General features: G+C 49.6%; 21 protein-coding genes and 1 riboswitch. Of the genes, 16 read left to right on the plus strand and 5 right to left on the minus strand.

From position 1 onward, the window contains the following. Nucleotides 1–243 precede the first annotated feature (243 nt). The 11 genes from CGZ75_RS01620 (at nucleotide 244) to CGZ75_RS01670 (ending at nucleotide 15504) form a co-directional block, all read left to right on the plus strand. Nucleotides 244–3273 (plus strand): glycoside hydrolase family 2 TIM barrel-domain containing protein, encoded by a 3030-nt coding sequence (locus tag CGZ75_RS01620; RefSeq protein ID WP_089522535.1) that lies wholly within the window; start codon nucleotides 244–246, stop codon nucleotides 3271–3273. 21 nt (nucleotides 3274–3294) lie between these two features. Next, complete coding sequence (locus CGZ75_RS01625; RefSeq protein ID WP_245850663.1) at nucleotides 3295–4056, plus strand: sugar phosphate isomerase/epimerase family protein; 762 nt, start codon at nucleotides 3295–3297, stop codon at nucleotides 4054–4056. A 58-nt stretch (nucleotides 4057–4114) separates the two neighbouring features. Continuing rightward, nucleotides 4115–4828, plus strand: coding sequence for a glycerophosphodiester phosphodiesterase (locus CGZ75_RS01630; RefSeq protein WP_089522537.1), 714 nt, complete (start codon nucleotides 4115–4117; stop codon nucleotides 4826–4828). 175 nt (nucleotides 4829–5003) lie between these two features. Continuing rightward, nucleotides 5004–5954: an ABC transporter permease gene (locus tag CGZ75_RS01635; RefSeq protein ID WP_089522539.1), complete on the plus strand. Its 951-nt coding sequence runs from the start codon at nucleotides 5004–5006 to the stop codon at nucleotides 5952–5954. A gap of 147 nt (nucleotides 5955–6101) precedes the next feature. Further along, nucleotides 6102–7826 (plus strand): extracellular solute-binding protein, encoded by a 1725-nt coding sequence (locus tag CGZ75_RS01640; RefSeq protein ID WP_089522541.1) that lies wholly within the window; start codon nucleotides 6102–6104, stop codon nucleotides 7824–7826. A 72-nt stretch (nucleotides 7827–7898) separates the two neighbouring features. After that, a complete protein-coding gene (locus CGZ75_RS01645; protein ID WP_089522543.1) occupies nucleotides 7899–8810 on the plus strand; it encodes a carbohydrate ABC transporter permease in 912 nt (303 codons plus the stop codon). 30 nt (nucleotides 8811–8840) lie between these two features. Then, entirely contained in the window at nucleotides 8841–9728 is an 888-nt protein-coding gene (locus CGZ75_RS01650) for a CehA/McbA family metallohydrolase (RefSeq protein WP_089522544.1), read from the plus strand. A gap of 94 nt (nucleotides 9729–9822) precedes the next feature. Continuing rightward, nucleotides 9823–11694 (plus strand): beta/gamma crystallin-related protein, encoded by a 1872-nt coding sequence (locus tag CGZ75_RS01655; RefSeq protein WP_089522546.1) that lies wholly within the window; start codon nucleotides 9823–9825, stop codon nucleotides 11692–11694. 315 nt (nucleotides 11695–12009) lie between these two features. Then, on the plus strand, nucleotides 12010–13251 hold the full coding sequence (locus CGZ75_RS01660) for an MFS transporter (protein WP_089522548.1): 1242 nt from the start codon (nucleotides 12010–12012) through the stop codon (nucleotides 13249–13251). Nucleotides 13252–13310: 59 nt separating this feature from the next. After that, the gene (gene mscL / locus CGZ75_RS01665) at nucleotides 13311–13709 is read left to right on the plus strand and encodes a large conductance mechanosensitive channel protein MscL (RefSeq protein ID WP_089522550.1); all 399 of its coding nucleotides are present in this window, start codon (nucleotides 13311–13313) and stop codon (nucleotides 13707–13709) included. Nucleotides 13710–13743: 34 nt separating this feature from the next. Beyond that, the gene (locus tag CGZ75_RS01670; protein ID WP_089522552.1) at nucleotides 13744–15504 is read left to right on the plus strand and encodes a DUF2339 domain-containing protein; all 1761 of its coding nucleotides are present in this window, start codon (nucleotides 13744–13746) and stop codon (nucleotides 15502–15504) included. A gap of 74 nt (nucleotides 15505–15578) precedes the next feature. Here the strand turns inward: CGZ75_RS01670 and CGZ75_RS01675 are convergent, their stop codons facing one another. From CGZ75_RS01675 to CGZ75_RS01690, 4 genes are all read right to left on the minus strand, one after another. Then, on the minus strand, nucleotides 15579–16178 hold the full coding sequence (locus CGZ75_RS01675) for a YdcF family protein (RefSeq protein WP_089522554.1): 600 nt from the start codon (nucleotides 16176–16178) through the stop codon (nucleotides 15579–15581). A gap of 257 nt (nucleotides 16179–16435) precedes the next feature. Further along, entirely contained in the window at nucleotides 16436–17026 is a 591-nt protein-coding gene (locus CGZ75_RS01680) for a methylated-DNA--[protein]-cysteine S-methyltransferase (RefSeq protein WP_089522556.1), read from the minus strand. Beyond that, on the minus strand, nucleotides 17019–17642 hold the full coding sequence (locus tag CGZ75_RS01685; protein ID WP_089522558.1) for a bifunctional transcriptional activator/DNA repair enzyme AdaA: 624 nt from the start codon (nucleotides 17640–17642) through the stop codon (nucleotides 17019–17021). The genes CGZ75_RS01680 and CGZ75_RS01685 overlap by 8 nt, the downstream gene beginning before the upstream one ends. A gap of 177 nt (nucleotides 17643–17819) precedes the next feature. Next, complete coding sequence (locus tag CGZ75_RS01690) at nucleotides 17820–18218, minus strand: SET domain-containing protein (protein ID WP_089522560.1); 399 nt, start codon at nucleotides 18216–18218, stop codon at nucleotides 17820–17822. Nucleotides 18219–18402: 184 nt separating this feature from the next. Between CGZ75_RS01690 and CGZ75_RS01695 the strand changes: the two genes are divergently transcribed. The 3 genes from CGZ75_RS01695 to CGZ75_RS01705 all read left to right on the plus strand — a co-directional run bounded on the left by CGZ75_RS01695 (nucleotide 18403) and on the right by CGZ75_RS01705 (nucleotide 23331). Beyond that, nucleotides 18403–20856 (plus strand): heavy metal translocating P-type ATPase, encoded by a 2454-nt coding sequence (locus CGZ75_RS01695; protein WP_089522562.1) that lies wholly within the window; start codon nucleotides 18403–18405, stop codon nucleotides 20854–20856. 830 nt (nucleotides 20857–21686) lie between these two features. Then, nucleotides 21687–21820: riboswitch (cyclic di-AMP (ydaO/yuaA leader) on the plus strand. A gap of 5 nt (nucleotides 21821–21825) precedes the next feature. Continuing rightward, nucleotides 21826–22317, plus strand: coding sequence for a C40 family peptidase (locus tag CGZ75_RS01700; RefSeq protein ID WP_089522564.1), 492 nt, complete (start codon nucleotides 21826–21828; stop codon nucleotides 22315–22317). 333 nt (nucleotides 22318–22650) lie between these two features. Further along, a complete protein-coding gene (locus CGZ75_RS01705) occupies nucleotides 22651–23331 on the plus strand; it encodes a GlgC family sugar phosphate nucleotidyltransferase (protein WP_089522566.1) in 681 nt (226 codons plus the stop codon). 59 nt (nucleotides 23332–23390) lie between these two features. On the opposite strand, the gene CGZ75_RS01710 is transcribed toward CGZ75_RS01705, so the two are convergent. Further along, nucleotides 23391–24401, minus strand: coding sequence for a LacI family DNA-binding transcriptional regulator (locus tag CGZ75_RS01710; protein WP_089522568.1), 1011 nt, complete (start codon nucleotides 24399–24401; stop codon nucleotides 23391–23393). A gap of 160 nt (nucleotides 24402–24561) precedes the next feature. Here CGZ75_RS01710 and CGZ75_RS01715 point away from each other — a divergent pair, with 160 nt between their 5' ends. Together CGZ75_RS01715 and CGZ75_RS01720 are read left to right on the plus strand one after the other, a co-directional pair. After that, nucleotides 24562–24912, plus strand: a complete 351-nt coding sequence (locus CGZ75_RS01715) for a UxaA family hydrolase (RefSeq protein WP_089522570.1) — start codon at nucleotides 24562–24564, stop codon at nucleotides 24910–24912. Then, nucleotides 24909–26114, plus strand: coding sequence for a UxaA family hydrolase (locus CGZ75_RS01720; RefSeq protein WP_245850664.1), 1206 nt, complete (start codon nucleotides 24909–24911; stop codon nucleotides 26112–26114). The genes CGZ75_RS01715 and CGZ75_RS01720 overlap by 4 nt, the downstream gene beginning before the upstream one ends.

The following is a 26114-nucleotide window of genomic DNA, read 5'->3' on the forward strand; positions in this document are numbered from 1 at the left end:
AGGTATTGCCAGCTTAAGCCCAAGGACGTATACTAAAAGCGAACTTATGGAAACGATTCCAAAACAATCTGTGTCTGTATGGTAACGATACCAGGACGAACAGCCGACAAGCTCGATAAGAGTACCAATGTGAGTACCCTTGCCAGTAATGGTATGCGTAATAGAAAGCGGTTTTATCTCCTTCTGGTATCGATACCAGATAGATGTGAACAATATGCTCGTATTTAAAAGGGGAAAATCAAAATGAATGTGAATAAGTATTGGGAAGACACCCAAACGTTGCACGTGAATCGAGAGACGCCAAGAACTTACTACATTCCTTACAATAGTATCGAAGCCGCCCAATCGGGTAAGCGCAGCACATCGGAAGCGTACCAAACGCTGAACGGAAGCTGGAAATTCCGCTATCACACCTCAGTTGAAGAAGTGAACTACAACTTCTATGAAAATAATGCCGACACGAGCGGCTGGGATGATCTGATCGTTCCTTCCTGCTGGCAAACGAACGGTTACGACCAAATGCAGTATACAAATCTTAACTATCCCATTCCTTGTGATCCACCATTTGTTCCCGACGATAATCCAGCAGGGCTTTATACAAGAGAGTTCCAAGTTTCCGGGCAATGGGAATCCAAACGAAAATATATCGTCTTCGAAGGTGTCAACGCATGTTTTTATGTATGGGTTAATGGTCAATTTGTAGGATACAGCCAAGGCAGCCGCGTTCCAGCTGAATTCGAAATATCCTCGCACATCCAGAACGGTACCAACCGCATCGCAGTCATGGTGCTGAAGTGGTGTGATGGAACTTACCTGGAGGACCAGGATGTATGGCGGTATTCGGGAATTTTCCGTGACGTGTACTTGCTAGCAAGAGAGCAGTCTCATATCCGTGATGTGTTCAACAAGCAGTTTTTTACAGAGGATTTTGGGCAAGCGACGCTGCGTGTTGAGCTGGAAACGAGTGCACATCTTGATGTCACAGTGGAGCTGCTTGATGGGGACGGCAGGGGAATCAGCAGTGCCGTAGCGGCGGTTGACCACAAAGGGGAGATCGAGCTCCAAGTGGAAAAACCTGAGTTGTGGAATGCCGAGCGGCCTTATTTATACCGTCTTATTGTCAAAGCCGGCGAAGAGACGCTCCTGTTCCCAGTCGGATTCCGCAAAATCGAGATCATAGACGGCGTTTTTAAAGTGAACGGTAAGGCGATCAAGCTGAAAGGTGTTAATCGTCATGATTCTCATCCGAAGCTTGGGCAAACGGTTCCGATCCGACATATGATCAAAGATTTGAATCTAATGAAACGTCACAATATCAACACGATCCGAAGTTCCCATTACCCGAACGACTCGCGTTTCCTTGAGTTATGTAATGAATACGGCTTTTATGTAATAGACGAAGCAGACTTGGAATCGCATGGCATGGGTGTAGCCGGCAAGAAGTGGGAAGATGAGTACGTTCATCGTCTGTCCAACCTGCCCGAGTGGCGGAGTGCATTCCTGGATCGGGCTATCCGCATGGTCGAAAGGGATAAAAACCATCCATGTATCGTTATGTGGTCCATGGGCAACGAATCCGGCTACGGTGAAAATCATATTTTGATGGCCGAATGGACCAAACGCCGTGACAGCTCGATACCGGTTCATTATGAAGGAGCCGCGCCGATCAATCTCGGGAATCCAAACACTGAATTCATTGATGTCGAAAGCAGGATGTACACTTCGTCAGAGGAAATCGAAGCGTATGCTAAAGACGAGAATTCAACGAAACCATTGTTCCTATGCGAGTACAGCCATGCGATGGGAACCGGCCCGGGGGATTTGAAGGACTACTGGGACGTCATTTACAACTATCCGAAGCTTATGGGCGGCTGCGTGTGGGAATGGTGCGATCACGGCATTTTGACCAAAACGGCAGACGGCACACCTTATTATGCTTACGGCGGAGATTTCGGCGACACTCCGAATGACGGAATTTTCTGCCTAGACGGATTAGTATCGCCTGACCGTGTTCCGCATACAGGCTTGCTGGAGCTTAAACAAGTTATGTCACCGATCCTGCTTGAACCGGGCGACTTAGCAAGCGGCGGAATTCGAGTGACCAATCGTTATGACTTTATCTCGCTATCCCATGTGGGACTGCACTGGACGATCCAGCAGGACGGAGTGCCAGTAGCCCAAGGCCAAGCAGAGTTTGGTGCTGTCTCACCTCATGAAACAGCAACGATCCATCTGCCTTATGAGCTGCCGGAAACATCAATTGGAACTTATGTCCTTACTTTATCTTGCTGGCAAAAAGAAAAAACGGTATGGGCCGAGCACGGATATGAAATTGCTGTTGCGCAAATGGAATTGCCTGTACAGCGGATTGAAGAGCCGGCTCCAGCACTGCGCCGGATCAATCCGATTACAGCCGTCCAGCAGGGCGATCTGCTGCAAGTGGACGGTCATGATTTCAGCTACACATTCAGCTTGCGGCGCGGTATGCCAACGAGAATTTCCAAGAACGGGGTAGAGATGCTTCAAGGCTCTCCGTCAATCTCGATTTGGCGAGCACCTACGGATAATGATACGAAGATCAGGCATGATTGGAGAAAAGTCGGATACGACCGAGCCTTCATGAAAACATACCACTGTGAATGGCAGCAGCAAGACGATTCGTCGATTTCCATCAAATCGCGTTTCTCGCTTGGCGCGGTGAGCAAATTTACCATTCTTCGCGGCGAGGCAATCTGGTCGGTGGATAAATTCGGAGCCATTGATGTTGTGATGGATGTCCAGGTTGAGTCCGAGAATCCGTTTTTACCAAGATTCGGGTTATGTCTGACGATGCCGGAAGGTATGGAAGAAGTTGAGTATCTGGGATACGGACCGCATGAAAGCTACATCGATATGCGCCTGAACGCAAAATGGGGCCGTTATTTGCAAACGGTGGACGAAATGTATGTGCCATACATTCATCCGCAGGAGCATGGCTCACGTTTTGGCACAGAGTGGGCCATCGTGTCCAACGAGTTAGGGATGGGAATCAAGTTTTCCGGTAAGGAGCCGATATCCTTCAGCGCTTCGCATTTTACGCCAAAGGATCTGGTAGAGGCCGATCATGATTACAAGCTCAAAAAGAGAAAAGAAACGATTGTGCATCTCGATTACAAAATGAGCGGAGTCGGTTCAAACTCCTGCGGTCCGGATCTTCTTGAGCCGTATCGAATGGATGACAAACAATTCCGCTTTGAGCTCCGGCTGCAACCCGTGTTCAAAGAGGATGAATAGCAAAAACGGAGGGATGCCAAGATGATTCGTGAAAAGCTGGCAGCACAACTGTACACCTTAAGAAATGAAGCTAAAAAGGACTTCCCCGCCCTCTTGAGAGAAGTGAAAAAGATGGGCTGGGCCGCCGTTCAGATCGATGGGCTGCATGGATACTCTGCCCAGGAAATTGCCGCGGAAGTCAAAGCGAACGGATTGAAAACTGCAGGTATGCATGTAGGCCTGCAGCGGCTTACTAAGGATCTGGACGCAGTGCTTGAAGAGGCCCGGTTATTTGAAACGAAAGATCTCATTTGCCATTCGCTTCCTGATGAGCTGATGCATACGCAAGGTTATATCGACGTACGCGCTAACTTGCTGGATGCCGCGGAAAAAGTCCGCGGCAGCGGTTGCAGAATCGGGTACCACAACCACGATTTTGAGTTTCATACTATCATTGACGGGAAATTTGCGCTTCAATATATGCTGGAGAACCCAGACATTTATGCAGAAATCGATACGTACTGGGTGAAAAAGGCGGATCAGGACCCACTTGCATTCATTAAGAATTACGCCGGTAGAATGCCGATCTTGCACTTGAAAGACATGACGGCCGACGAAAGGCGGACTTTTGCCGAGATCGGTACGGGCATCATCGATTTTGCTCCTATTCTCAAGTGGGGGCTGGAAAACGGCGTTGAATGGTTCGCGGTAGAGCAGGATTACTGCCCGGGCAACCCGCTGGATAGTCTAGCCATCAGTTATGAAAATCTTGTAAAACTGGAGCAGATGTTGCAGGTATCTTGATCTCGGGAAAGAAGTCTTACAACAAGCTAGTTGAATTGCTAGGAGGGAGCCTCGTACGATGAAAAGACCGAGAATTGCAGCCCATACGGGCTGCGGTAAAGCACCGGATAATACGATGGAATCATTTATGGAGGGCATTCATTCTGGTGCGGACATCGTGGAAGTGGATGTTCGGGCGACGAAGGATGGCGTAGCGGTTCTACTGCATGATGACTCACCGCTTCTTCATACACATACGTACTCGCAGCTCATTCAGCCCGAGATCATAGCGCAATTGAATCTTGAGCACAGCGAACATTCTATCGTCAGGCTGGATGAGGTGCTTCGTGTCGCAAAATCGTATGAGGTTAAGCTCAATCTGGATATTAAAAGTCTCGATAGCATTGAGGCAACGATGCGTACTGTTATCGAAATGGAATCTCAAAACCAGATTTATATAACAGGCAGCTCCAAAGGGATTCCGCAGCTTTACCCGGGAATCGAAGTGCTCATGAACACTCCCTATACTTTGCCGTCCCAGTATGAGGAACATTATACCGAGTTTACCGAAGAGATCTGCGAAAGAGCTTTGCGGGCTGGTTATCTGGGATTAAACATGAATTTCAGAACTTGCCGAAAGGAAGCAATTGACGCTGCCCACGCCAAGGGATTGATCGTCTGGGTATATACGGTCAATGAGCCGGAGGACTTAAACACGTATATCGAATTGGGTGTTGATGCCATCACGACACGAAGGCCGGAGGCATTAATTCAATTATTAAGAGTGTGTTAATGTGTTCCGTTTTGGGTCGTGCTGTGCTATAATGTTTATATGAGGTAAGCGCTTTCAGATTCTTCGTTTATGTGAGAGCGCATGTTTTTTAACTCGATATGGTATCGTTATCAGAAAATTTTTACTGCCTCTTCCAAAATCGCAAAACTTACAAAGAAGAAGGTGATCCCGTACTATGCAGCCTGTTACGTCGTCTGTGTCATCATCGGTTAAGCCAAAAAGCAAGCTGTGGAAAAGCATCTCGACTCATCGATATCTGTACATGATGTTATTGCCTTGTGTCATTTTCTTCTTAATCTTCTCCTACATTCCTCTAGGCGGATTGTTGATGGCGTTCAAGGATTACAAATTCAATGCGGGCATACTGGGAAGTCCCTGGGTCGGCTTGAAGTATTTCGAAGCGTTTTTCAACTCCTACGAAGCCAAACAGCTCATCCGCAACACGCTTATCATTAGCGGTATCAAGCTCTTCCTTTACCTGCCATTCCCGATCATATTAGCGCTTATGTTCAATGAAATCCGTAGCAAATGGTTCAAAAATTTCTCCCAAAGCATTTTGTACTTGCCGCATTTCCTATCCTGGGTTGTTGTCATGGGCCTCACACAGCGTATTCTCGCTCCAGATACTGGATTGCTGAACGAGATAATCGCTAAGCTGGGCGGTGACGGCAGTACATTCTATATGATGGAAGCGAACTATTTTTATCAAGTTATGTTCAGTAGCTTTGTGTGGAAGTCAATCGGATGGGACTCCATCATATACATGGCGGCTATCGCCGGAGTAAGTCCCGATCTGTATGAGGCGGCCAAAATCGACGGAGCCAGCAAGCTTCGTGAAATATGGCATATTACGCTTCCCTCCATTGCCCCAACCGTAGTTATTCTGTTCATTTTATCGCTTGGAAGCATCCTGTCCGCCGGTTTTGACCAGATTTACATGCTCCGGACGCCAGGCAATATGCATCTAGCCGATATTTTGGATACTTATATTATTAAAGTCGGTTTACAGCAAGGTCAATACGGCTACGCAACAGCTGTTGGCATGATGCAAGGTATTATTGGGTTCATTCTTGTTATACTCGCTAACCGGATTTCACGGAAAGTATCCGACACTTCCTTGTGGTAACGATTCCATGCAGCTTACTAATGTATTCAGTCAGTAAGCTGCAGTACTCGGTATGAAAGCGATACCAGAGTAATTGCAAGATCTCAACCATGATGAAAACGCAGGACGCGTCTTCATAGATTAATTTGGGGAAAAGGGGATAAAAGCATGAGGAAGAAGTGGGGAAAGCTAGTTGCAATACCATTAGTGGTGACCTCTCTGTTGGCTGGTTGCTCCAATGCCGGCAACAATGAGCCTGCAGCAAACAACGCGCCTTCATCGACGGAGGCTCCGGCAGACAAGCCGGCTACTTGGATCGCGGATCGTAAAATTAAAGGACTTATTTTTATGGGAACCGATGATCAAACCTCTGATATCAATCCTGAAATTTTGGCTGAAATCAAAAAACGGACTGGTATCGAGTATGAAGTAGAAATTATGAAAGCAAACAAAGCCATCGAGGGATTGACCGCCGGAATCGCGTCGGGCGACCTGCCAGACTTCATTTCTTTCTACTTGAACAACAGCGGTCGTCAGGAGATGCCGGTTGTGCTCAAGGCGGCTCGCGAAGGTATGTTCACCGACCTGACACCGTTCCTTAAAGATACTAAAGTTTACAGCAAATACCTTGAGAAAGACTACCTGCCTATCGATACAAACTACGGTGTTATGTTCCGCCCGGAATTTAACGGTTCTACTTACTTTGTGCATATGAACATCAACCGTGAGGGCGGCAAGGCTGGCAAATTGATAAGCGGTCCGTACATCCGCAAGGATATCGCAGAGGCTCTCAAGATCGATCCATCCTCAATTAAAACGCATGAGCAATTGTACGATCTGGCGAAGAAAATTCAGGCCGGCAACTTCAAGGATAACAACGGCAACCCGGTTATCCCGATTGGACCTGGCTACTGGGGCGGCAAAGAGCTCGGCCAAATCTTCAGCGATCTGCAATGGGGCGACACGGATCAATGGATCTACCAAGGTAAAGACGGCAAAATCCTGCATGAAATTCAAACTCCTGTAGCGATGAAAAAAGTAGAGTTCATGCAAAAGATGCTCAAAGAAAAGCTGATGCATCCGGAGTTTTTCACGGTCGATCAAAGCCGTGCGGAAGAAGGCGCTCTGAACGGTTCATGGGCAATCGTCGGGGATATGCATAGCTACCTGCCGTTTAACCAGGATTTGCACTACCTGCCGCTGGGACCGTTCAACGATGTAGAAGGAAATCCTTATCAAATGCAAGTTGATTTCAAAGGCGCTGGTGGTGCATGGGCTATTCCAGCCACTACGAAAAAACCGGAAGAAATCGTTAAATTTGCCGACTTCATGGCAAGCCGCGAAGGCAAGATACTGTGGCAATACGGTCTTGAAGGACGCGACTACACGCTTGACGACAAAGGCAATCCGATTCCGAAACAAGAAGTGCTTGATCTTAAAGCAAGTAATGGTGCAGAGTCGCAAAAACTGGGCTTTGCAGGAGCAGGGAATTACTGGGGCGAACTTTTTGGCAAAACTGACACCGACCCCATGGCTGACTATGGCGAAGAGAATTACGGTGACAAATTGACCGGAGCAACTGGGATCGGCCTTAAAGCTCAAGAGTTCTGGAAATGGGATGAAAAAGTAGCTAACGCAATTACAGTTGACGGTTATACGCCAAAATCGTTCCTAAGCGAATTCCCAACAGGAACGGATCTAACCGAGGCATTCACCAACTATAAAGACAGCCTCGTTAAAGCTTACTACAGCGACAGTAAAGAGGAAGCTCAAAAAATCCTGGATGGAGCGCTGAAACAAATGCAGGCGGCCAACCTTGACGGCTACCTCAAGCTCCTTGAAGAAAAGAACAGCGATCCTAAAACTAAAATTAAGTTCAAGCCATCTCGTTAAGACAGCCTGTATAGGCTAGCAGGCGGCGGCAACCGCTCAGCCGCCTGCTTTTTTTATAAGGAGGAGCAAGATATGGGGAATGAATTTTATAAGCTAAGCGTTGGGGAAAAGGCACTAAAATTCATCAATTACATGCTCATCATTGCGCTGTGTTTATCGATTGTTCTTCCTTTCTTGAACATCCTGGCACTGGCATTCAACGCAGGCAAAGATGCGGAGAGCGGCGGCATTTATTTCTGGCCGAGGGTTTGGTCCCTCGAAAATTTTGAAAAGGTATTTGAATCGACGAATATCGCTTCTGCTTTCGGCGTTTCGATTTTCCGCACGGTTGTAGGCACGTTTGCAGGGGTGCTTTTGACGGCAATGGCTGCATACGCCCTGAAAAGCAAAACGCTGCCAGGCAACAAGTTTTTCATGATGTTTATCTTTTTCACGATGTTGTTTAGCGGCGGAATTATTCCGACCTATATGTTGTATAAATCTCTTCATCTGTTGGATAACATCTGGATCTACGTCCTGCCGGGCTTGTACAGCGCCTGGAACCTAATTATATTCCGGACCTTTTTTCAGCAAATTCATGTCAGTCTGGAAGAATCGGCTCGCATTGACGGATATAATGACTTCTCTATATTCTGGAAAATCGTTCTGCCTCTGAGTCGTCCTGTAATTGCTGTTATCGCCTTGTTTACCGCTGTTGGACATTGGAACGATTGGTTCACCGGAGCCTTTTATATTCGTTCGGAAGAGCTTCGTCCGCTGTCGACGCTCCTACAGGAAATGCTGCTTAGCGCAGAAGCCTTGAGGGATACACTGACGGAAGCGGCTGGCGTTGCCAATTACGAAAGACTGGCAAAAATCCAGGTAACTGCTAACTCTTTGAAGATGGCAACAATCATTGTCGTAGTAACACCTATTATTTTGGTTTATCCGTTTGTTCAGCGTCATTTTGCCAAAGGTGCGATGATTGGCTCCATTAAGGAGTAATTCGTCGACAATAGAAAGGGTGGTCGTACGGTGAAAATACACAATCCTTATACTGGAGAAGGAACTTGGCTGAGAGGCAGTTTCCATAACCATACTACGAACAGCGACGGCTGGTTTTCGCTTGAGACAGTTTACAAAATGTATGGAAGTTATGACTTTCTCGGCATATCCGATCATGATAAAATTACCGAGCATACCGATAATTCCGGAATTGAGACGCTGTTCGAGGCGATTGAAGTGAGTAGTAGCCAAACGCATATGCTAGTTGTTCAGCCTGACCGCAGCATGATGGATGGATATACAAACGAGTTTACGATTCCGAACTATCAGCGTTATGTGGATATGGCTAATGAGAACGGCGGTTTTGCCGTGCTTGCGCATCCGAATCGCTTTTTCTCCCATTATTGGAGAGAAGGGGACATGTTCAAGATGGAGCGTTACCTAGGCATCGAGGTTTACAACGGAGACGGCAACCCAGAGTATGATATCGCTTTTGACAAGTGGGATCTATTGCTGTCTGCAGGTCGGAAAGTTTGGGGCTTCGGTAATGACGATTCTCATGTATATGGTCAGGATAAACGAGCCTGGAATATGGTTCTGGCAAAGGAAAACACGCGCGAATCAATCGTTGAAGCCCTTAAAAATGGAAGCTTCTATGTATCCAGCGGTTACGGGTTTGACTCCATCGAATCGAATGAAGGTACGATAACGGTCAATCTTCGTTCCAACAAGCTGCTGGACAACATGTATAAATATATAAGCTTTTTTGGCAAAGATGGCCACGTCCTGCATGAAACGTCTGGAAGGTTGACTCAGGTTAAATACGAGTGCAAGGGCGATGAAGGGTATGTGCGGATTGCAGCTTACTTGGAAGGAGGATATGCGGCGTTTTCCCAGCCTTTATTTGTTGAGGCTTGATAACCAATGAAAGTTATCCCTTCTGCCGACCAGACGTTTCATCAGCGACTCATCCATACAAAAAAACGGGATCACTCAAAGGAGCCGTGTATGAATGCGCAAGAAGCAAGGTTGGATGTTAGGTTTAACGTTGTGTACGCTGTTTGCTAGCCTAGCGATTGTCCCTCCTTCTAAGGTGAACGCAGATTTTAACTCCTCCACGAACAAAAACTGGATGGAGCAAGTCAGTGCTGTCAATCCCAATTTTGCCAATACTACGCTCCGCAATGTCATACTTCCAGGTACACATGACTCCGGAACCGGCGTCTTCAATGACGGTGGTTTCGACGAGTCGCTGGCCCCCGATCTAATCAATACCTCACAAATCTATCAATACGTCATTCCTACAGGCACGGTCAAAAGTCAATCCAGAACTCAGGATCTCAATGTAGGCGAGCAGCTCAATGCAGGCATTCGCTATTTGGATCTGCGGGTCGGTCCGAATCAGTATTTTTCCGGGGTCAACTTCGAGAATCAAGAAACGACGCTGAGAACGATGCACGGGTTATACGGCGAATACATGGAGAGCATTCTGCAGTCCACCAAGAGCTTTCTGGATGCCAACCCGAAAGAGGTCGTCGTGCTTGATTTTCAGCATTTCTATTCTATGAGCAATACGAGCTACACTCACTTGAAAGAGCGCATTTTGTACTACCTTGGCGACAAACTCGTTCCAAAATCATATGGCATCAACACGCCGCTCAGCACGCTTTGGAATGAGAACAAACGAGTCATCGTTTATTACGGTACTCATAACTATTGGTCCGGCGCGACAACTAAAGCGTCAGGTGCTGTTCCGAGCCAGTTCACGAACGAGCCGTGGGTGTGGGATCGCAACGCAGCGATGCGGTCGGCCTGGATGAACGAGAGCAGTGCCGGAAACTTGAAGCCTCAGCTTGAAGCGGAAGTCAACGTCGCAGCAAGTTATACGAACAAACTGCATGTGCTGCAAACTGTCGTCACTCCAGCCGTTGGCACCTCCGTAGCAAGCGTAGCCGCAGCCACCAATGCAATCGCGATGAACGGGCTGCAAAGCGATTGGCCGAGCAAGGGTGTTAATGTGATCATGCTCGACTTCTTCAATTATAATGATATTGTAAACGTTATCAAAAGGCTGAATATGAAACAAAAAGACTCCAGCAATACGGAATACGGCGTGTATGTGTACGAACATCCGAACTATCAGGGTAACGTGAACCGTTTCCTTGGGGATACCGATGATATTACCGGATTCATCGTTGGTAACGACACGGCCAGTTCCGTTAAAATCGTCGGCCCTTACAAGGTCGAGCTGTTCGCTGATCCGAACTATTCCGGCACAAAAACGGTACTGACTTCCAGCATTGCGAATCTTGCGACACTGGGGCAGGACAACAATTTAACCTCACTGCGCGTCGAAAACGCAGGCTCTGATAACGGCGTATTTGTGTACGAACATACAAACTATTTGGGTAAAAGGGTGCGCCTGACTGCGGATGAGCCCAATATGGCCCTGACCTATGTCGGCGACGACAAAGCTTCATCAATTGAGATCGTAGGCAATTACACGGTTCAAGTATTTGAGCACCCGAACTTCCAAGGCAATTCCTATCAATATAACGTGAGTGGATCTGCCAGCCTCGGAGGATGGGGAGATACAATCAGCTCCATTAAAGTTACCCCTACAACAAACGCTAACGGAGTGTTTCTCTATCAACATTCCAACTATGAAGGATCGTTTGTCCAGCTGACATCCGATGTGCCCGATATGGGAACTACGATTCTCGGTCATGATCAAGCCTCTTCTGTTAGAATCGTCGGTCCTTACAAGGCTGTCATTTATGAAAACGGCAACTACCAAGGAAATTCTATTACTTATACTTCCAGTAATTCAAGCTTAGGGGGGTGGAATGACAAGGCCAGCTCAGTTAAGGTTCTGCCGGCTTAAAATAGCAGTGTTTAACAGATAAAGATAAGTTGGAGGCGAATAATAAGTAGTGAAGACCTGGGGGCCAGAGTGCCGTCAGGTCTTTTTTAGCTTTAATATCCTCTAAAACTATGATTGCCGATGAATCAATGGGCTGGCGTTCATTCCTTGAGCGAAGGAGGCTTATTTGCCCTATATACCGGCTTTTTTCGGCCTTATGCGAGATGCCGCTTTACAGGAATGGTGTTATAATCCGCATTGACTAACTTCCCTGCCGCAAAAGCGGGCGGATGCAAATCAGGCAGCCCGGGGATAGATGGAAGGAAGCGACGGACAATGGGATCAAGAAAATGGTGGAGGCGGCAAGAGAGGGCGGTGCTTCCGCCGGAAAGAAGGCTGGGGAAAAACGCGATTATCTCGTTGAATATCCATGCTTGTTTTCAATTCGGATCTTCGATGTCGGGCTTGTTTCTAAACCTCTACCTGTGGCGGCTGACCCAGGATCTGGTGATCAACGGATTGTACAACATCCTGGTATTCGGAATTGCTCCAGCCGCTTTTGCAGCGGGAGGCTGGCTGGCCAAGCGCAAGGACCGCATGGTTACATACCGGCTTGGTATATTGATGAATGCGCTGTTTTATTTACTCGTCATTGTGGCCCAGGAAAACGTGGCTGAATTTTTCGTGTTATTCGCTCTGTTAAACGGCATTGCGTCGGGTTTTTACTGGGTTGGTTATCTGGTGCTGCAATACGATGTCTCGACGGAGACGAACCGGATTCGTTATCTCGCGATCAATATGATTGCGTTTAACGCCGCTGGATTAGCGGGTCCGGCGCTTGCCGGCTTTGTTATCCAGAGCAGCGAGGGGCTGAGGGGATACATTATAATTTTCTCCCTAGCATTTGTTATGTTCCTTATTGCCGCCACCGTCAGCTTCCGCATTCCGCTCCAGCCAGCCCGGCACCGGACTTTTTATTTGAGATTGATGGGCTTGCTCATGAGTAAACACCGCCGCTGGCGGCACGGCCTGTATAGCTTTTTCATTTTTGGTCTTTTCCAGGGCATTATGTTGTTTTTACCCAACATTTTGCTTTTCCTTACGCTTGGGCGCGAGGACTGGGTTGGCTACTTCGGCGTGTTTTTCTCCGCTTTGATTGTCGCCACGGGTTATGTGCTCTCCCGCATCGCTAAAAAAGAGAACGCCCGAAAGTATCTGCTCTTATCTTCGACCGGCATTACGTTAGGTTCATCGCTACTGCTAATAGAGGTCAGTTTATGGTCAGTCGTGCTTTTCATGATGCTGTTCTCGGTATTCAATCCGCTTGCGATGAATACGCTCACTTCATACTATTACCGACTGATTGGGACGCTGCCGCTTAAAGGGGAACTGCGGGTGGAGTCGGTCATTATGCGGGAGCTGTTCCTCAACGGCGGCCGCATCGTATCGATTTCGATTTTGCTGCTGTTTGCCGGAAATCTACAACCCGCAGCCATTGCTATCGTTCTGCTTGTATTGGCAGGAATGCAATTTCTGCTGCTGAGGCTGGTACGCGAGGAATTGCCGGTTTCGCAATGAACGGGGAACATAATTTTTGTATAATAGATTCAGTAATTGGATAAGGAGTGAAAGGATATATGTGGAAGGACTTCAAAGCCTTCGCCATGAAGGGCAACATTATGGAACTTGCGATCGCGGTCATTATCGGCGCGGCGTTCGGCAAGATGGTCACCTCGCTCGTTAATGACATCGTCACCCCACTTGTGGGCATGCTGCTCGGCGGTGTTAATGTTTCGGGACTGGAATTCAAATTTGGTGAAACCGTCCTGAAGTATGGGTTGTTTTTGCAAACGATCATCGATTTCTTCATTATTACGTTCTCTATCTTCATGTTCATCCGGCTGTTGACCAAGCTTAAGCGCAAGGAGCAGGTGGAGGAAAATGGCCAGGCAAAGCAGGAGATGGTGCTGACTGGCGAGGAGAAGTTGTTAATTGAGATCCGTGATCTGCTTAAGGATCAGGCACGGCGCGATTAGCTGAGGTAGGTTGTAGAGTGAAGGAGGCTTACAAGTGAAGCCAAACCATTTAGAGGATCGAGTCGAGCAGCTAGAACAAGAGATTCGCGAGTTGCGCCAACAGCTTCAGCGGTTCGGGAATATTTTGTCACAGGAACAAGGAGCATCTTCACAAAAGCAAAACATCGGCGCTCACATGCCTACGGCTGCCCAGCAAGGAGCCGCGTCGTCCCTGCCGCCAACGTTACGGCAGCAGCTGCCGGGAGACTCGCCGCAGCGGCAGGCTGCTCCGATAGGGATGCTAGACGCTCCGCCGAGGCCGCCGAAAGAACCGCCGCAACCGATCGATTGGGAGCATCAGATCGGCCGAGTTTGGTTGCCGCGCATCTTCGTTATCGTGCTGCTGATTGGCGTGTTATGGGGATTCCTCGCTGCCGTGAACGCCGGTTATATTACACCGGAGATTCGTTGCCTCCTCGGGTTGGCTGCTGCTCTTGTCATGTTCGGGGCAGGTGTGCGCTGGATGCGCCAGAAGCGCAACGCGCTTGGCTTAGTCCTGCTAGGCGGCGCGAATGGTGTGCTTGTGTTGACGCTTTTTGCGGCGCATATGCTGTACGATTTTATCGGTGCGGGCATGGCCTTCGTGTTATATGTCGCTGCGGTTGTGTTATTCGCAGGGACCGCACTGCGCTATCGCTCACAAGCACTGATGCTTGCGGCCGCAGTTGCCGGGACGCTGGTTCCTTTTCTGGTCGATTCCAGCGAACCCAATATGACGCTCCTCATCGTTTATGAAGCGATGTTCGCCGCAGTCGTCCTGCTTATCAGCTGGCGATACGCTTTCCGGATTACTTTTGTCGCTTCCTATGCGCTGTTGCAGTTGCCCGCAATTGCGGCCGGCATCGGAGCTAGCTCGGATCGTGAGCGTTGGATCATTCTCGGCGCTCTGCTGCTTCATCACCTGCTGCAGTATGGGCTGTCACTGAGGGATGTTTCCTTCGCCTCTCGGCCGGAGCGGCAAGGGCTGCTGTTTGCATCTTTTGCACTCAATGCCGCGTGGATGATTGATATGCTAGAGCAGACTGAATACCGCTGGATGATGGCAGCTCTCGCTTTGTTCTATACGGTCTCGGCTTACTTACTTCGGTCAAGTGTCGGACAGAGGCTGCAGCTGTATGCGGTAATCGCTACGCTTGGTTGGTTATTACTGCTCATTAATGTAGTTTCCGATGATTACCTCGGAGCGACGCTGCTCATTCAAGGGATTCTGGCGTTATATCTTGGCCTGAAGCTCAAATCCTGGATGCAACAGACAGCCGGAGCTATTATCGGTTTTATCGGAGTTGCGCTTGTGCTAAAATCGCCGATTGAAGAAGCTTGGTCCGACGCAACGCTATCTTGGCTAGTCCTTCTTGCAGTGTGGACGGTGTTATACTTTCTCTTGCGACCGTCCCGCACGAAGGATTTTCCCGAAGGACCGGGACCAGTTGTGCTTTGGAGCGGCGCCATTCTTGTACTTGTTTTCCTGACGCAGCTCACGCTTGCACTCGCACAATCTCTGGAGTCGGACAGCCGCTCGCTCGTGCTTTCGGCCGTATGGGTAGCCTATGCCGTCGTTCTAATCTCAGTTGGAATGTTTTGGCGGCAGGCCAAGGTGCGCATGGCGGGAATCGTGCTGTTGCTTCTGACGTTGCTCAAGGTAATCTTTATTGATTTGCCGGGTGTGTCCACGGCGGTCAGAGCCATCTTGTTTATCGGTCTCGGAGCTGTTGGCATCCTGGTGTCTCGATTCCTCTATCACAAGCAGAAGGATTAGTGCAGCTGCACATAAAACAGCGTCAGTCGACGAGAAAATCGACTGACGCTGTTTTATTGAGCTAATGTCCCTAATTAGTTGAATGACCACCGCAAATCAGAGTATTTAAAGAGATATTTATAGTAGGCAGGGAATTCTCGTATTATGGAGTAAATATCTCTAAACTCAAAGATTTTGGCATGAGCAGAATACACTTCTTTAATACCTATTGTTTTAAACGCTAGTTTTGTCCTAGATATATGAAAATATTGAGTAATAACCATCACAGAGTTTAATTTTAACTCATTCATAATCTGGCTGGTATTTTGGGCGGTCATATACGAGTTGAGCCCATTATTATCCTCTTTAATTTTTTCTTCCGGTATCCCTTTATCTATTAAGTAAGATTTCATAACCTTTGCCTCATCGAAACCTTCCTTACCAATACCACCACTTACAATGATAAAAGTAAAATAGCCCCCATTATAAAGTTCTACGGATTTATCTAATCTTGCTTTTAACCGATTAGAAGGCTGTCCATTAACTTCTACTTTATTTCCTAATACTACAGCTACGTCAACAGGTTTCAGTTCATCATTCAACCCATCTATTATCACCAGAGTAGTGTGAATGATAAACCAGAGGAAAAGACTTGCTACTACTATTAAAAATCGTTTAATGAAAATAAAGTTCAATCTCTCACCTTCGTTCTCTCATTTTTTTCCATAATCGTTCTTTAATATTATCATACTTGAGCGCATGAGCTGTAGGGTGCGATTGACGGGAGTTCGTATCCGGTGATTCCATAAGTCAGCATAACAAAATTGACCGGGACTATTTTTTTTCTGACAGCAGCTGTTGGAAAATAAAATAAAAAAGCGAAGGCCTCCACGGCTTTCGCTTTTTTTAATCGCTACTGCAGAAGCTCGCTCTGTTCCAGGCCCAGCAGCCGCTATTGCGTAAGCTCGCCCTGCTCAAGAGTTAGCAGTCGCTGCTTCATCTCCATGCCGCCGCGATAGCCGGTCAAAGCGCCGCTTGCACCAATAACGCGGTGGCAGGGGATAGGCATGAGTACAGGATTCGCGCCGATTGCGGCTCCGACCGCCCGGGCGGCGGATGGTCTGCCAATCGCATCTGCAATGTCCGCATAAGATCTCGTTTCGCCGTATGGTATTGCTTGCAGAGCCCTCCACACTACCATCTGAAAAGGCGTCCCACGCAGCGAGAGCGGCATATCAAAGGTAGAGCGGCTGCCTGCAAAATATTGGGCCAGCTCGTCCGCATAAGGCTGAAGCTGTTGGCCCGAGTGCTCCAGAGCTGCTCCTGGACGTCGTGCTGCAGCCCATTCGGTAAGCTCCTGGAAGGGGCCGTTCAACGAGCCGCAAAAGGCGAATCCTTCGGCATCGGCCGCCAGGTAGAGCTGCCAATCTTCATTTCCGAGCTTGCTCCAATACAGCTTCTCTTGAGTTTCAGCAAGCTTAGATGTATTCTGCGCTTGAGGAACTGCTGTATCGGCTGGCTGATTCTCTATGATTTCACTCATCTGCTATCCTCTCCTTACCTTCTTGAATAGCTTCGAGCTGCTTGCGGTATTCCGCCGGTGTGCAGCCGAGCTCTCTTCTGAACATCGCAATAAAATGAGCCGCTCCCGGCATCCCGACCTGTCGCCCGATCTCAGTCACGGGAGCATCACTCCCGGAAAGCAGCTCGGTCGCGAGCCGCATTCGCTCCCGCCTGACGAACTGCTGCGGCGTAAACCCGGTCTGCCGCTTGAAGCTACGATGTAGATGCCAAGGTGAGCTGCATCCGACTTCCGCGAGCGCGGCGAGCGACAGATCCTCTTGTAGATGCGCCCGAATGTAGCGAATCAGGCCATCGATCCATGCTTCTGACGGCTGCATAGCTGCATCCGGCTGGCATCTTTTACAGGAACGGAATCCGGCCTTCAGCGCTTCTGCTGGAGAACCGAATACGGCCGTATGATCACGCTTCGGCGTTCGGGATTTGCAGGAAGGACGGCAAAATATGCCGGTCGTTTTTACCGCATACCAAAAGCGACCGTCCGCTTCATCATCGCAGTTGCAAACAGCCGTCCATTGCTCCTCCGTTGGAGCGGTCCATGTAGCAGCTCCTTCGGAAATAATCCGCATGATGCTCATCGGCTGTCACCTCCATGCCATCAGTATACCTCTTTTCATGCTGCCGGTTAACGTTATGGGAATGAAAGAGCAAGATGGCGAAGCCTCCTCAGCGATCCGCATAGGAAAAAAGCCAACCAGAACATCTGGTTGACCTGTTGATCATCTGCAACAAGCGTTTTTACGCTGTGGGTAGGACTACTTGCTCTCGGTATTTTCCGGATCATACAAAAACCAGAGCGGATCGTCGCAATCGGGCTCGCCGTTGTAGTTGATCAGAACTTCCTCATCGGATTCGATATCGGCATAAGCGAAAAAATCCACCGTCAGCTTCTCGAAACTAAGCTCATAAACGGCATTTGGCGTGTAGGAATGGTTGAAGAGACTACCGTATCCGAGTACGATCGCGCCATGATTGGCTCCAAAGTTGAACACATAATCGTCTAATACAGTCTGCTCGATAAGTTCATGCTCTTCATTTGGATAAGTGACGACGGGAGCCTCGTGAATCAGCTCTCCCTTCGCTATTTTCCTCGTGGCAAAAACTCCACGCGTGAATTCCCCGGTGGTAAAAGGGGATGTTCGGACTTCCAACATATGCCGCACCTCGCAGTTAAATGAATACCCTAGTTTAACCCGAGGCGGGCTAAACGGCAAATCCGCTTGGTTCCCAGGCTCTCCAGCAGGTCATACTGAGGCTTAATGCTAAATATATTTTCTTGACCAATATAGGGTAGGGGGGTATATTGGGGGTAGTGGAAGTAACTTTGGAGGTAACCATATGAGCGAGAACATAAAGGAAGGTTCGGCCGCTGAGGGGCAGAAGTCGGTGCTGCAGTTGACTGGGATGACCTGTGCTGCCTGTGCCAGCCGCATCGAGAAGGGGCTAGGCAAGATAGACGGCGTGTCGTCCGCTAGCGTCAATTTTGCCACCGAGCAGGCCAGTGTCATCTATGACCCAGCCAAGGTGAACCGCAACGCGTTGGAGGAGAAGATCCACAAGCTCGGCTACGGAACCGTGCAGGAGTCGGTACAGCTTCAGCTTGAGGGGATGACTTGCGCCGCCTGCGCCACCCGCATCGAGAAGGGGCTGATCCGCATGCCCGGCGTCGCCTCGGCGACGGTCAATTTTGCGATGGAGACAGCTCGGGTAGACTATTTGCCTGGAGAGGTCAGCGTTGTCGATCTGCAGCAGAAGGTGGCCAAATTGGGTTACAAGGCGCTGCTTAAGGATAGCGGTGACGGGGTGCAGGATCGCAAACAGAAGGAGCTCCAGCGCCAACAGCTGCGACTAATTGTATCCGCGTTGCTGTCGCTTCCACTTCTTTATACAATGGTGGCGCATTTCAGCTTCCTATCGTGGCTTCCAGTGCCTGAGCTGCTCATGAATCCTTGGGTGCAGCTGGCGTTGGCAACGCCGGTGCAGTTTTACATTGGGGCGGCTTTTTACCGGGGAGCGTTCAATGCACTACGCAGCGGGGGCGCGAACATGGATGTGCTCATTGCTCTCGGAACTTCTGCAGCCTACTTCTACAGCCTATATCTAACGCTGGATTGGTATAGCAATGTTGGCGGTATGCATAATGAGGGGTTGGCGCTCTATTACGAGACAAGCGCTATTCTCATCACACTTGTTGTCATGGGTAAGCTGCTGGAATCACGCGCTAAGGGCCGCACATCGGAAGCGATCAAGTCACTCATGGGCTTGCAGGCCAAAACTGCGCTCGTACTTCGCGACGGCAACGAGATGGCTCTACCGCTGGAGGAGGTTGTGTCTGGCGATCGGGTACGGGTGCGGCCGGGCGAAAAGGTTCCCGTGGACGGCATTGTAGAGGAGGGAAGCTCCTCCGTCGACGAGTCCATGTTAACCGGTGAGAGCTTGCCTGTCACGAAGAGGGTGGGAGACGCCGTGACTGGGGCTACGCTCAACAAAAATGGCTCTTTGCTCATCCACGCGACTCGCGTCGGCAAGGATTCTGTGCTTGCTCAGATCATCAAGGTTGTTGAGCAAGCGCAAGGCTCTAAAGCTCCGATTCAGCGCTTCGCTGATCGCATTTCAGGTATATTTGTCCCTATTGTCGTCGCGGCGGCACTTGTTGCGGCGCTCATCTGGTATTTCTTCGTGGCTCCTGGCGACTTTGCTCAGGCACTGGAAATCAGCATCGCGGTGCTCGTCATTGCTTGTCCTTGCGCACTTGGTCTGGCAACGCCGACTTCGATCATGGCGGGCTCTGGCCGGGCAGCTGAGCTTGGTATCCTGTTCAAGGGCGGCGAGCATCTGGAGCGTACGCATAAAATCGACACCATCATCCTGGACAAAACAGGCACTGTCACCGTAGGCAAGCCGCAACTGACGGATGTCATCGCGATTACGGCCCGTAGCGAGTTGCTGCGCCTGGCGGGCGGCGCCGAAAAGCGTTCGGAGCATCCGCTCGCCGAAGCAATTGTAGAAGGCATTCGGCGGGAGCTGCCGGATTTACCGGAGCCGTCTGCTTTTGAAGCATTGCCGGGATATGGCATCCGGGCGGAGGTCGATGGGCGTGATGTATGGATTGGCAACCGCCGTCTGATGGAGCGGGAGGGCGTAGAAGTCACACAGGCGCTGCGCAACATGGAACAGCTTGAAGCAGAAGGCAAGACGGCTATGCTCGTCGCGATCGACGGCCGTTACGCCGGGATGCTCGCTGTAGCGGATACGATCAGGCCGAGCTCTGCCGAAGCGGTCAGCCGTCTGAAGAAAATGGGGCTGCGCGTCCTCATGATTACCGGGGACAATCAGCGTACGGCGGAAGCGATCGCGGCGCAAGCTGGAATTTCCGAAGTGTTGGCCGAAGTGCTGCCTGAAGGCAAAGCCGCAGAGGTGCGCAAGCTGCAGCAGCAGGGACGGCTTGTTGCGATGGTCGGCGACGGTATTAATGACGCGCCTGCTCTGGCCAGTGCCGATATTGGCATGGCAGTCGGAACGGGTACAGATGTCGCTATGGAGGCTGCAGATGTGACGCTGATGCGCGGTGAGTTGACTAGCATTTCTGATGCGATCCATATGAGCCGATTGACGATGACGAACATACGCCAGAACTTGTTCTGGGCGCTCGGCTACAACTCCTTGGGTATTCCGATCGCAGCAGCAGGGCTGCTTGAGCCTTGGGTAGCGGGAACGGCGATGGCGCTCAGCTCTGTTTCGGTCGTAATTAATTCGCTGCGGTTGCAGCGCGTCAAAAGCAGTTTGAGCTAGCTGTATGCGGCCAGCCAACGAAAAAAACGATCTCGGAAGTCATGGCTGACATGGCTTCTGGGATCGTCTTTTTAATCAAACGATAAATGATGTTGGACATAGCACCTGCAGTTTCTTTTGTTATCGTTTTAGTGTTGTTCCTTTTGAAGAGATATAGAAAAGAAAAAAACAGCCCCTATAAGGAGCAGAATGACTAAGAGTACTATTAGAAGAGGGTGTTCCAAAAGCCCCCTTAAACCAAGCCCAGTCTTCTCCCATCTCTTCTGTGAAAGCTACCATCGAATCGCTTTCAACACTAACTAACTAAACAACTCCTCACACATCAGCTCGACCATTCCTGCCCTAACGGAACTCAGAGAGCATATTTCCCATCAAACACGGGTTCAAGCCAGCTAACGGACCCCAGAAGCGTTATTTGGGTCAGAGATGATGATATCCCCAAGATAATGCCGAAATAAGGTTTCTCAGGTCCGTTACGCAATGAGGTGCATTAATTCATGAACGAATGAAGCTCAGAGCGCCTATTGACCCAAAACGATTTAGCGCCTTCAGATCTATCGTAGCGAAAATGGGAAACAATGCGGGGGATTTTTTAAGGGCCGCCCCAAAAGTCATCCTTAAATGACTTAGGGACGGCCCTTTAAATACGGGCAATCTTTTAATCAGGAAATTAAATAGAATGATTAGAAAGTCTCAGAGCTTCGAGTGCAGTGATTCGGAGGACCTAGGGCGTATTATGAGAAAAGTAAGGATTTAAATGAGGGACTTCTAATAAATGCCGGGCAGGGTTTCGACAAGAAACTACGAATATTAACCTTAACAAAATAAAATGAAGCAGAATGCCGAATTTTCGTGAAGAAAAACGGGGGAACCATTCCGGGTGAATGAATCTTGCTTGAGAGGATTCTAGGGAACCTTCAACCGAACCCACAGCTAACTTCGTAGGCATCCGAAGGGAGAACATTTTTGGTGAAGAAAGCAGTCTTGTCTTTTGTAGCTCTTATAATGTTTCTTACGTTCAGCACCAGCGCTTTTGCAAGTACGCCTGATCTCGACAGCGCAATCAAGAAAGTAATTGGAACACCTTACAAATACGGCGGCACGACTACAGCAGGTTTCGACTGTTCCGGTTTTGTCCGTCACATTTTCAACCAGTTTGACGTTAAGCTTCCGCGTACTTCCAAGACGCAAGCGAAGATCGGTACAAAAGTGGACAAGTCCGACTTACGCCCTGGCGATCTGGTATTTTTTAATACAAGCGGAAAAGGTATCTCCCACGCAGGAATTTATGTAGGCGACGGCAAATTCGCTCATGCTTCCAGCAAAGGCGTTCGTTACACGGAGCTTTCCGAGTCCTACTACGCTAAGCGCTATGTAACTGCTCGTCGCGTTGTGACCGGCGAAGACTACATGGCTATGGTCGGTGAAGACGAAGAAGGCGAAGATGTAGCTGGAGAATAAGCGAGAGCTGTACTCTCATACATATGAAGGAGCTGCCCAGAGAGACCTGGGTAGCTCCTTTTCTGTGTGACATAATAGTACAGCTTGATAGCCAGGAAGATGTATGAACTACAAAATTCGGCTCATTTGACCGATTCGGATGGCTGAACCAATATACCAACGATATGTGGTTCAATGGTTATACTTGGTTAATAGTATTTTCGGTGTTTGTTATCATTTTGCACTCACCTGCAATAAAAAAATCTATGGATTAGGCATTTGAATCGGTCCCTCTATCAAAACTTGCATATAGTAATGACTGGAAGATAACTTTCAGTTTAAGGAGTTTTGATAGTGAAAAAAGGAACGGAAAATTCCCGCAAGTTGAACTCAGCCGGCAAACAGCCGAAAGGGCCATTCAACACGTATACGAGATTCATAAGCAAGAATCCTAGAACTACATTAACGCCCATTCAAACCTATCCCAAAATCAACAAAACCGCTTTTGTCGGCCCGTATTCGACCATAGTTGGAGATGTTACGCTCAGCGATAAAGTGCTGGTCGCTGATAATGCGACGGTCCGTGCAGACTCGGGAGGCCCTATTTTTATCGGCGCGAATTCAAGCATTTCCAGCGGCGGGATTTTGAACGGAGAAATGGAGCTTACGTTTAGAGGGAAAACGTATTCGATCTATGTTGGCCAAAAAACGGTTATTTCGCATGGGGCTGTTGTAAACGGGGCTACCGTAATCGGAGATGGCGTCGTGATCGGAGCTCAATCCGCCATTTATTATTCCATCATAGGCGACGGTTGTTTTATCTCGACTGGCACGACCGTTCGGAATGTAGTTATAGCGCCGAACCGGTTCGTCCCGCATGGAGCAACGGTCCTTACGCAAGAAGAAGCGGATGCCCTCGGAGAAGTGCCGCAGGAGTTCATTGACCGGTATCAAGTACTGTATACGACGAGCCAAAAGCTGCGGGCAGGTTATTCCCGATTGTTCGCTAAAGGACGCCGCTCGAAACTCTCCTAATTCAATAACAAGAGGTCGCAGCCTTCGTGCAAGGCGCAGCCTCTTTTTTCATGCCATGATTAAGGTTCCAGCTTGCGGCTGGAAGAACGGACAATCAACTCGGAGGGCAAAATAATCGTGCGCGGACCGTTGCTGTCATCGTTCTCAATGAGGCTGATCAGTCGTTCCATGCCGAGTACACCGAACTGGTAAGCTGGTTGGGCGGCCACCGTCAGAAACGGATTCAGCACAGAGGCGAAGCCGAGGTCGTCGAAGCAGACGACAGAAAGATCGTCTGGCACCTGTAAGCCTCGGGCGCGCAGCGATTGGATAATGCCGAGAGCAATGAAGTTGTTGGCGGCAAAAATCGCGGTCGGAGGTTTCTCCTGACCTAACAGATGATCAAGCGCAGACGGGTTCAGTCCGTCCCGGTAATTCAAATGCAGCACGAGCGCTTCGTCATAAGCGACATCGTTCAGCTTGAGCGCTTCGCGGTAGCCGGCATGTCGCTCGCGTGCAGTGGACACATCCTGTGAGCCGCCCAGAAGAGCAATACGCCTGTGGCCAAGCTCCAGCAGATGCTCAACGAGCCGGCGGGCACCCTCGCGGCTCTCTCCAATGATTCGGTCAGCTTGAATACCCGGTACGTCGCGATCCAGTAGGACGAACGGGATGCGATGCTGTTCCAACTGCTGCAGATGAGAGAATGATCCGTCCCCAGCCGGAGCAAACAGAACCCCGTCTACACGAGTGGAGAGGATCATATCAACATAGTCTTTTTCCTTAGCGTAATCCTCATCGCTGTTGCCAAGCAGTAGTCGATAGCCGAGCCGTTTGGCGGTATCCTCTGCTCCGCGGGCAAGCGTTGTGTAGAATGGATTCGTAATATCGGTAATGAGCAGGGAAAGAATATTTGTTTTTTGCAGCACTAGGCTTCGAGCGTTGGAGTTGGGCACGTAGTGCAACTCTTCCATCACCTGGCGGACACGACGGCGGGTCTTGTCGCTGACTCGGCCGGTGTTATTAATAACGCGGGAGACGGTCATCGCGGATACTTCAGCCACGCGCGCTATATCATAGATTGTAATCATGAGGCTCCTCCGATGTGGACAAACATAATCTTATTGTAGCTAAACAGGACCATTGACAGCAAGAAGGTTAGCTTGATAAATTAGAGTTACCGATAACTCAAAAGAGCCGGCATAAGTATGAAGTGGCTGTTCTGACATTTAATTTAAGGAGGGCGGCTATATGGATCATTCTTTATCCGCTGGGGCGGATGCAATCATCATGGATCCAAGGGATCATGTGGCGACCGCGCTAAGGGATTTAGTTGCCGGAGAGAGTGTGCGGTACCAATCCGCCGGCGAAACGGGCACAGTTGTATTGTTGGAAGCGATTGCATTTGGACATAAACTTGCGATTACAGAAATTCCTGTCGGAGCTGACGTACGTAAGTACGGCGAAGTGATTGGAAGGTCAACCGTCGTTATTGAGGCTGGCCGACATGTGCATGTGCATAACATCGAAGGAATACGCGGGCGCGGCGACCAGTCCTCAACTGCAGCTGCGGCGGCAAAGGGAGGCGGCGGAACGGTATGACAGATCAAGCACATCAACAGGCTGACCAACAAGCCCAGCATGGGCCAACCTTTATGGGGTATCAAAGGGAAAACGGAGATGTTGGTATCCGCAATCATCTGCTTATTATTCCGACGGTCATTTGCTCCAACCAGGTAAGCAACCGAATTGCCCAGCTCCTGCCGGGAGCGATTGCCATACCGCATCAGCATGGTTGCAGCCAGATCGGTGCGGACAAAGACCGCACGTTCGACGTGCTGGCAGGTACAGGTACCAATCCGAACGTTGGTGCGGTGCTGATTATTAGCCTTGGCTGCGAGGTCGTTGATCCACAGGCTTTGGCTGACACAATTAGAGTTACCGGTAAACCTGTGGAGTGGTTCGACATCCAAAGCGCGGGCGGCTCGATCAAGGCGATTGAGCATGGAGCGCGACTGGCCCGCGAGCTGCAGGCGAAGCTTCAGCAGCAGGTGAAGGTTCCGATTCCGTTGTCCCGACTGAAAGTCGGCGTAAAATGCGGCGGCTCCGACGCTACATCGGGGCTTGCCTCAAATCCGGCGCTTGGCGCGGCGGCGGACGCTCTTGTTCGTGAGGGCGGTACGATCGTCATCGGAGAGACGACGGAAATTATCGGAGCCGAGCATGTGCTTGCGGAGCGCTGCGCGGAGCCAGCTATCGAAGAGAGACTGTACAGCATCGTTGATCGCTTTGAGCGCGAGGTGGAGCGCATGGGCGCCGATATGCGAGGCGGCAATCCCAGTCCCGGCAACATTGCCGGAGGTTTGTCCACAATCGAGGAGAAGTCGCTTGGTTGCATTAGTAAATGCGGAACCTCGCCGATCCTCGGCGTAATTGAATATGCCCAGCAGCTGCCGGAGGGCGGTCTTTATTTCATGGACTCTCCCGGCAACGATATTGAGTGTGTGTCCGGTATGGCGGCGTCGGGAGCTCATATCGTCTGCTTTACGACAGGGCGCGGCACGCCGACCGGCGCGGCTGTCATCCCAGTCATCAAAATTACGGGTAATGGCCGCACGTTCCAGCTGATGGAAGACAATATGGATGTTGACGTGAGCCATATGCTGGACGGATCGCTCGGTTTGGATGCTGCGGGTGAGCGCGTTTGGCAGGAGATCATCGAGGTTGCGGACGGTAAGCTGACCAAAGCGGAAATTCTTGGGCATCAGGAGTTTTCCATTAATCGCATCGGGCCGAGTTTGTAG

This window comes from Paenibacillus herberti (assembly GCF_002233675.1).
GTDB lineage: Bacteria > Bacillota > Bacilli > Paenibacillales > Paenibacillaceae > Paenibacillus_O > Paenibacillus_O herberti.

Excerpts from the sequence above, each read along its gene's own strand:
- CGZ75_RS01620 (WP_089522535.1), top strand. The coding sequence starts at position 244 with ATGAATGTGAATAAGTATTGGGAAGACACCCAAACGTTGCACGTGAAT.
- CGZ75_RS01625 (WP_245850663.1), top strand. The coding sequence starts at position 3,295 with ATGATTCGTGAAAAGCTGGCAGCACAACTGTACACCTTAAGAAATGAA.
- CGZ75_RS01630 (WP_089522537.1), top strand. The coding sequence starts at position 4,115 with ATGAAAAGACCGAGAATTGCAGCCCATACGGGCTGCGGTAAAGCACCG.
- CGZ75_RS01635 (WP_089522539.1), top strand. The coding sequence starts at position 5,004 with ATGCAGCCTGTTACGTCGTCTGTGTCATCATCGGTTAAGCCAAAAAGC.
- CGZ75_RS01640 (WP_089522541.1), top strand. The coding sequence starts at position 6,102 with ATGAGGAAGAAGTGGGGAAAGCTAGTTGCAATACCATTAGTGGTGACC.
- CGZ75_RS01645 (WP_089522543.1), top strand. The coding sequence starts at position 7,899 with ATGGGGAATGAATTTTATAAGCTAAGCGTTGGGGAAAAGGCACTAAAA.
- CGZ75_RS01655 (WP_089522546.1), top strand. The coding sequence starts at position 9,823 with ATGCGCAAGAAGCAAGGTTGGATGTTAGGTTTAACGTTGTGTACGCTG.
- CGZ75_RS01660 (WP_089522548.1), top strand. The coding sequence starts at position 12,010 with ATGGGATCAAGAAAATGGTGGAGGCGGCAAGAGAGGGCGGTGCTTCCG.
- mscL (WP_089522550.1), top strand. The coding sequence starts at position 13,311 with ATGTGGAAGGACTTCAAAGCCTTCGCCATGAAGGGCAACATTATGGAA.
- CGZ75_RS01680 (WP_089522556.1), bottom strand. The coding sequence starts at position 17,026 with ATGAGTGAAATCATAGAGAATCAGCCAGCCGATACAGCAGTTCCTCAA.
- CGZ75_RS01685 (WP_089522558.1), bottom strand. The coding sequence starts at position 17,642 with ATGAGCATCATGCGGATTATTTCCGAAGGAGCTGCTACATGGACCGCT.
- CGZ75_RS01690 (WP_089522560.1), bottom strand. The coding sequence starts at position 18,218 with ATGTTGGAAGTCCGAACATCCCCTTTTACCACCGGGGAATTCACGCGT.
- CGZ75_RS01695 (WP_089522562.1), top strand. The coding sequence starts at position 18,403 with ATGAGCGAGAACATAAAGGAAGGTTCGGCCGCTGAGGGGCAGAAGTCG.
- CGZ75_RS01710 (WP_089522568.1), bottom strand. The coding sequence starts at position 24,401 with ATGATTACAATCTATGATATAGCGCGCGTGGCTGAAGTATCCGCGATG.
- CGZ75_RS01715 (WP_089522570.1), top strand. The coding sequence starts at position 24,562 with ATGGATCATTCTTTATCCGCTGGGGCGGATGCAATCATCATGGATCCA.
- CGZ75_RS01720 (WP_245850664.1), top strand. The coding sequence starts at position 24,909 with ATGACAGATCAAGCACATCAACAGGCTGACCAACAAGCCCAGCATGGG.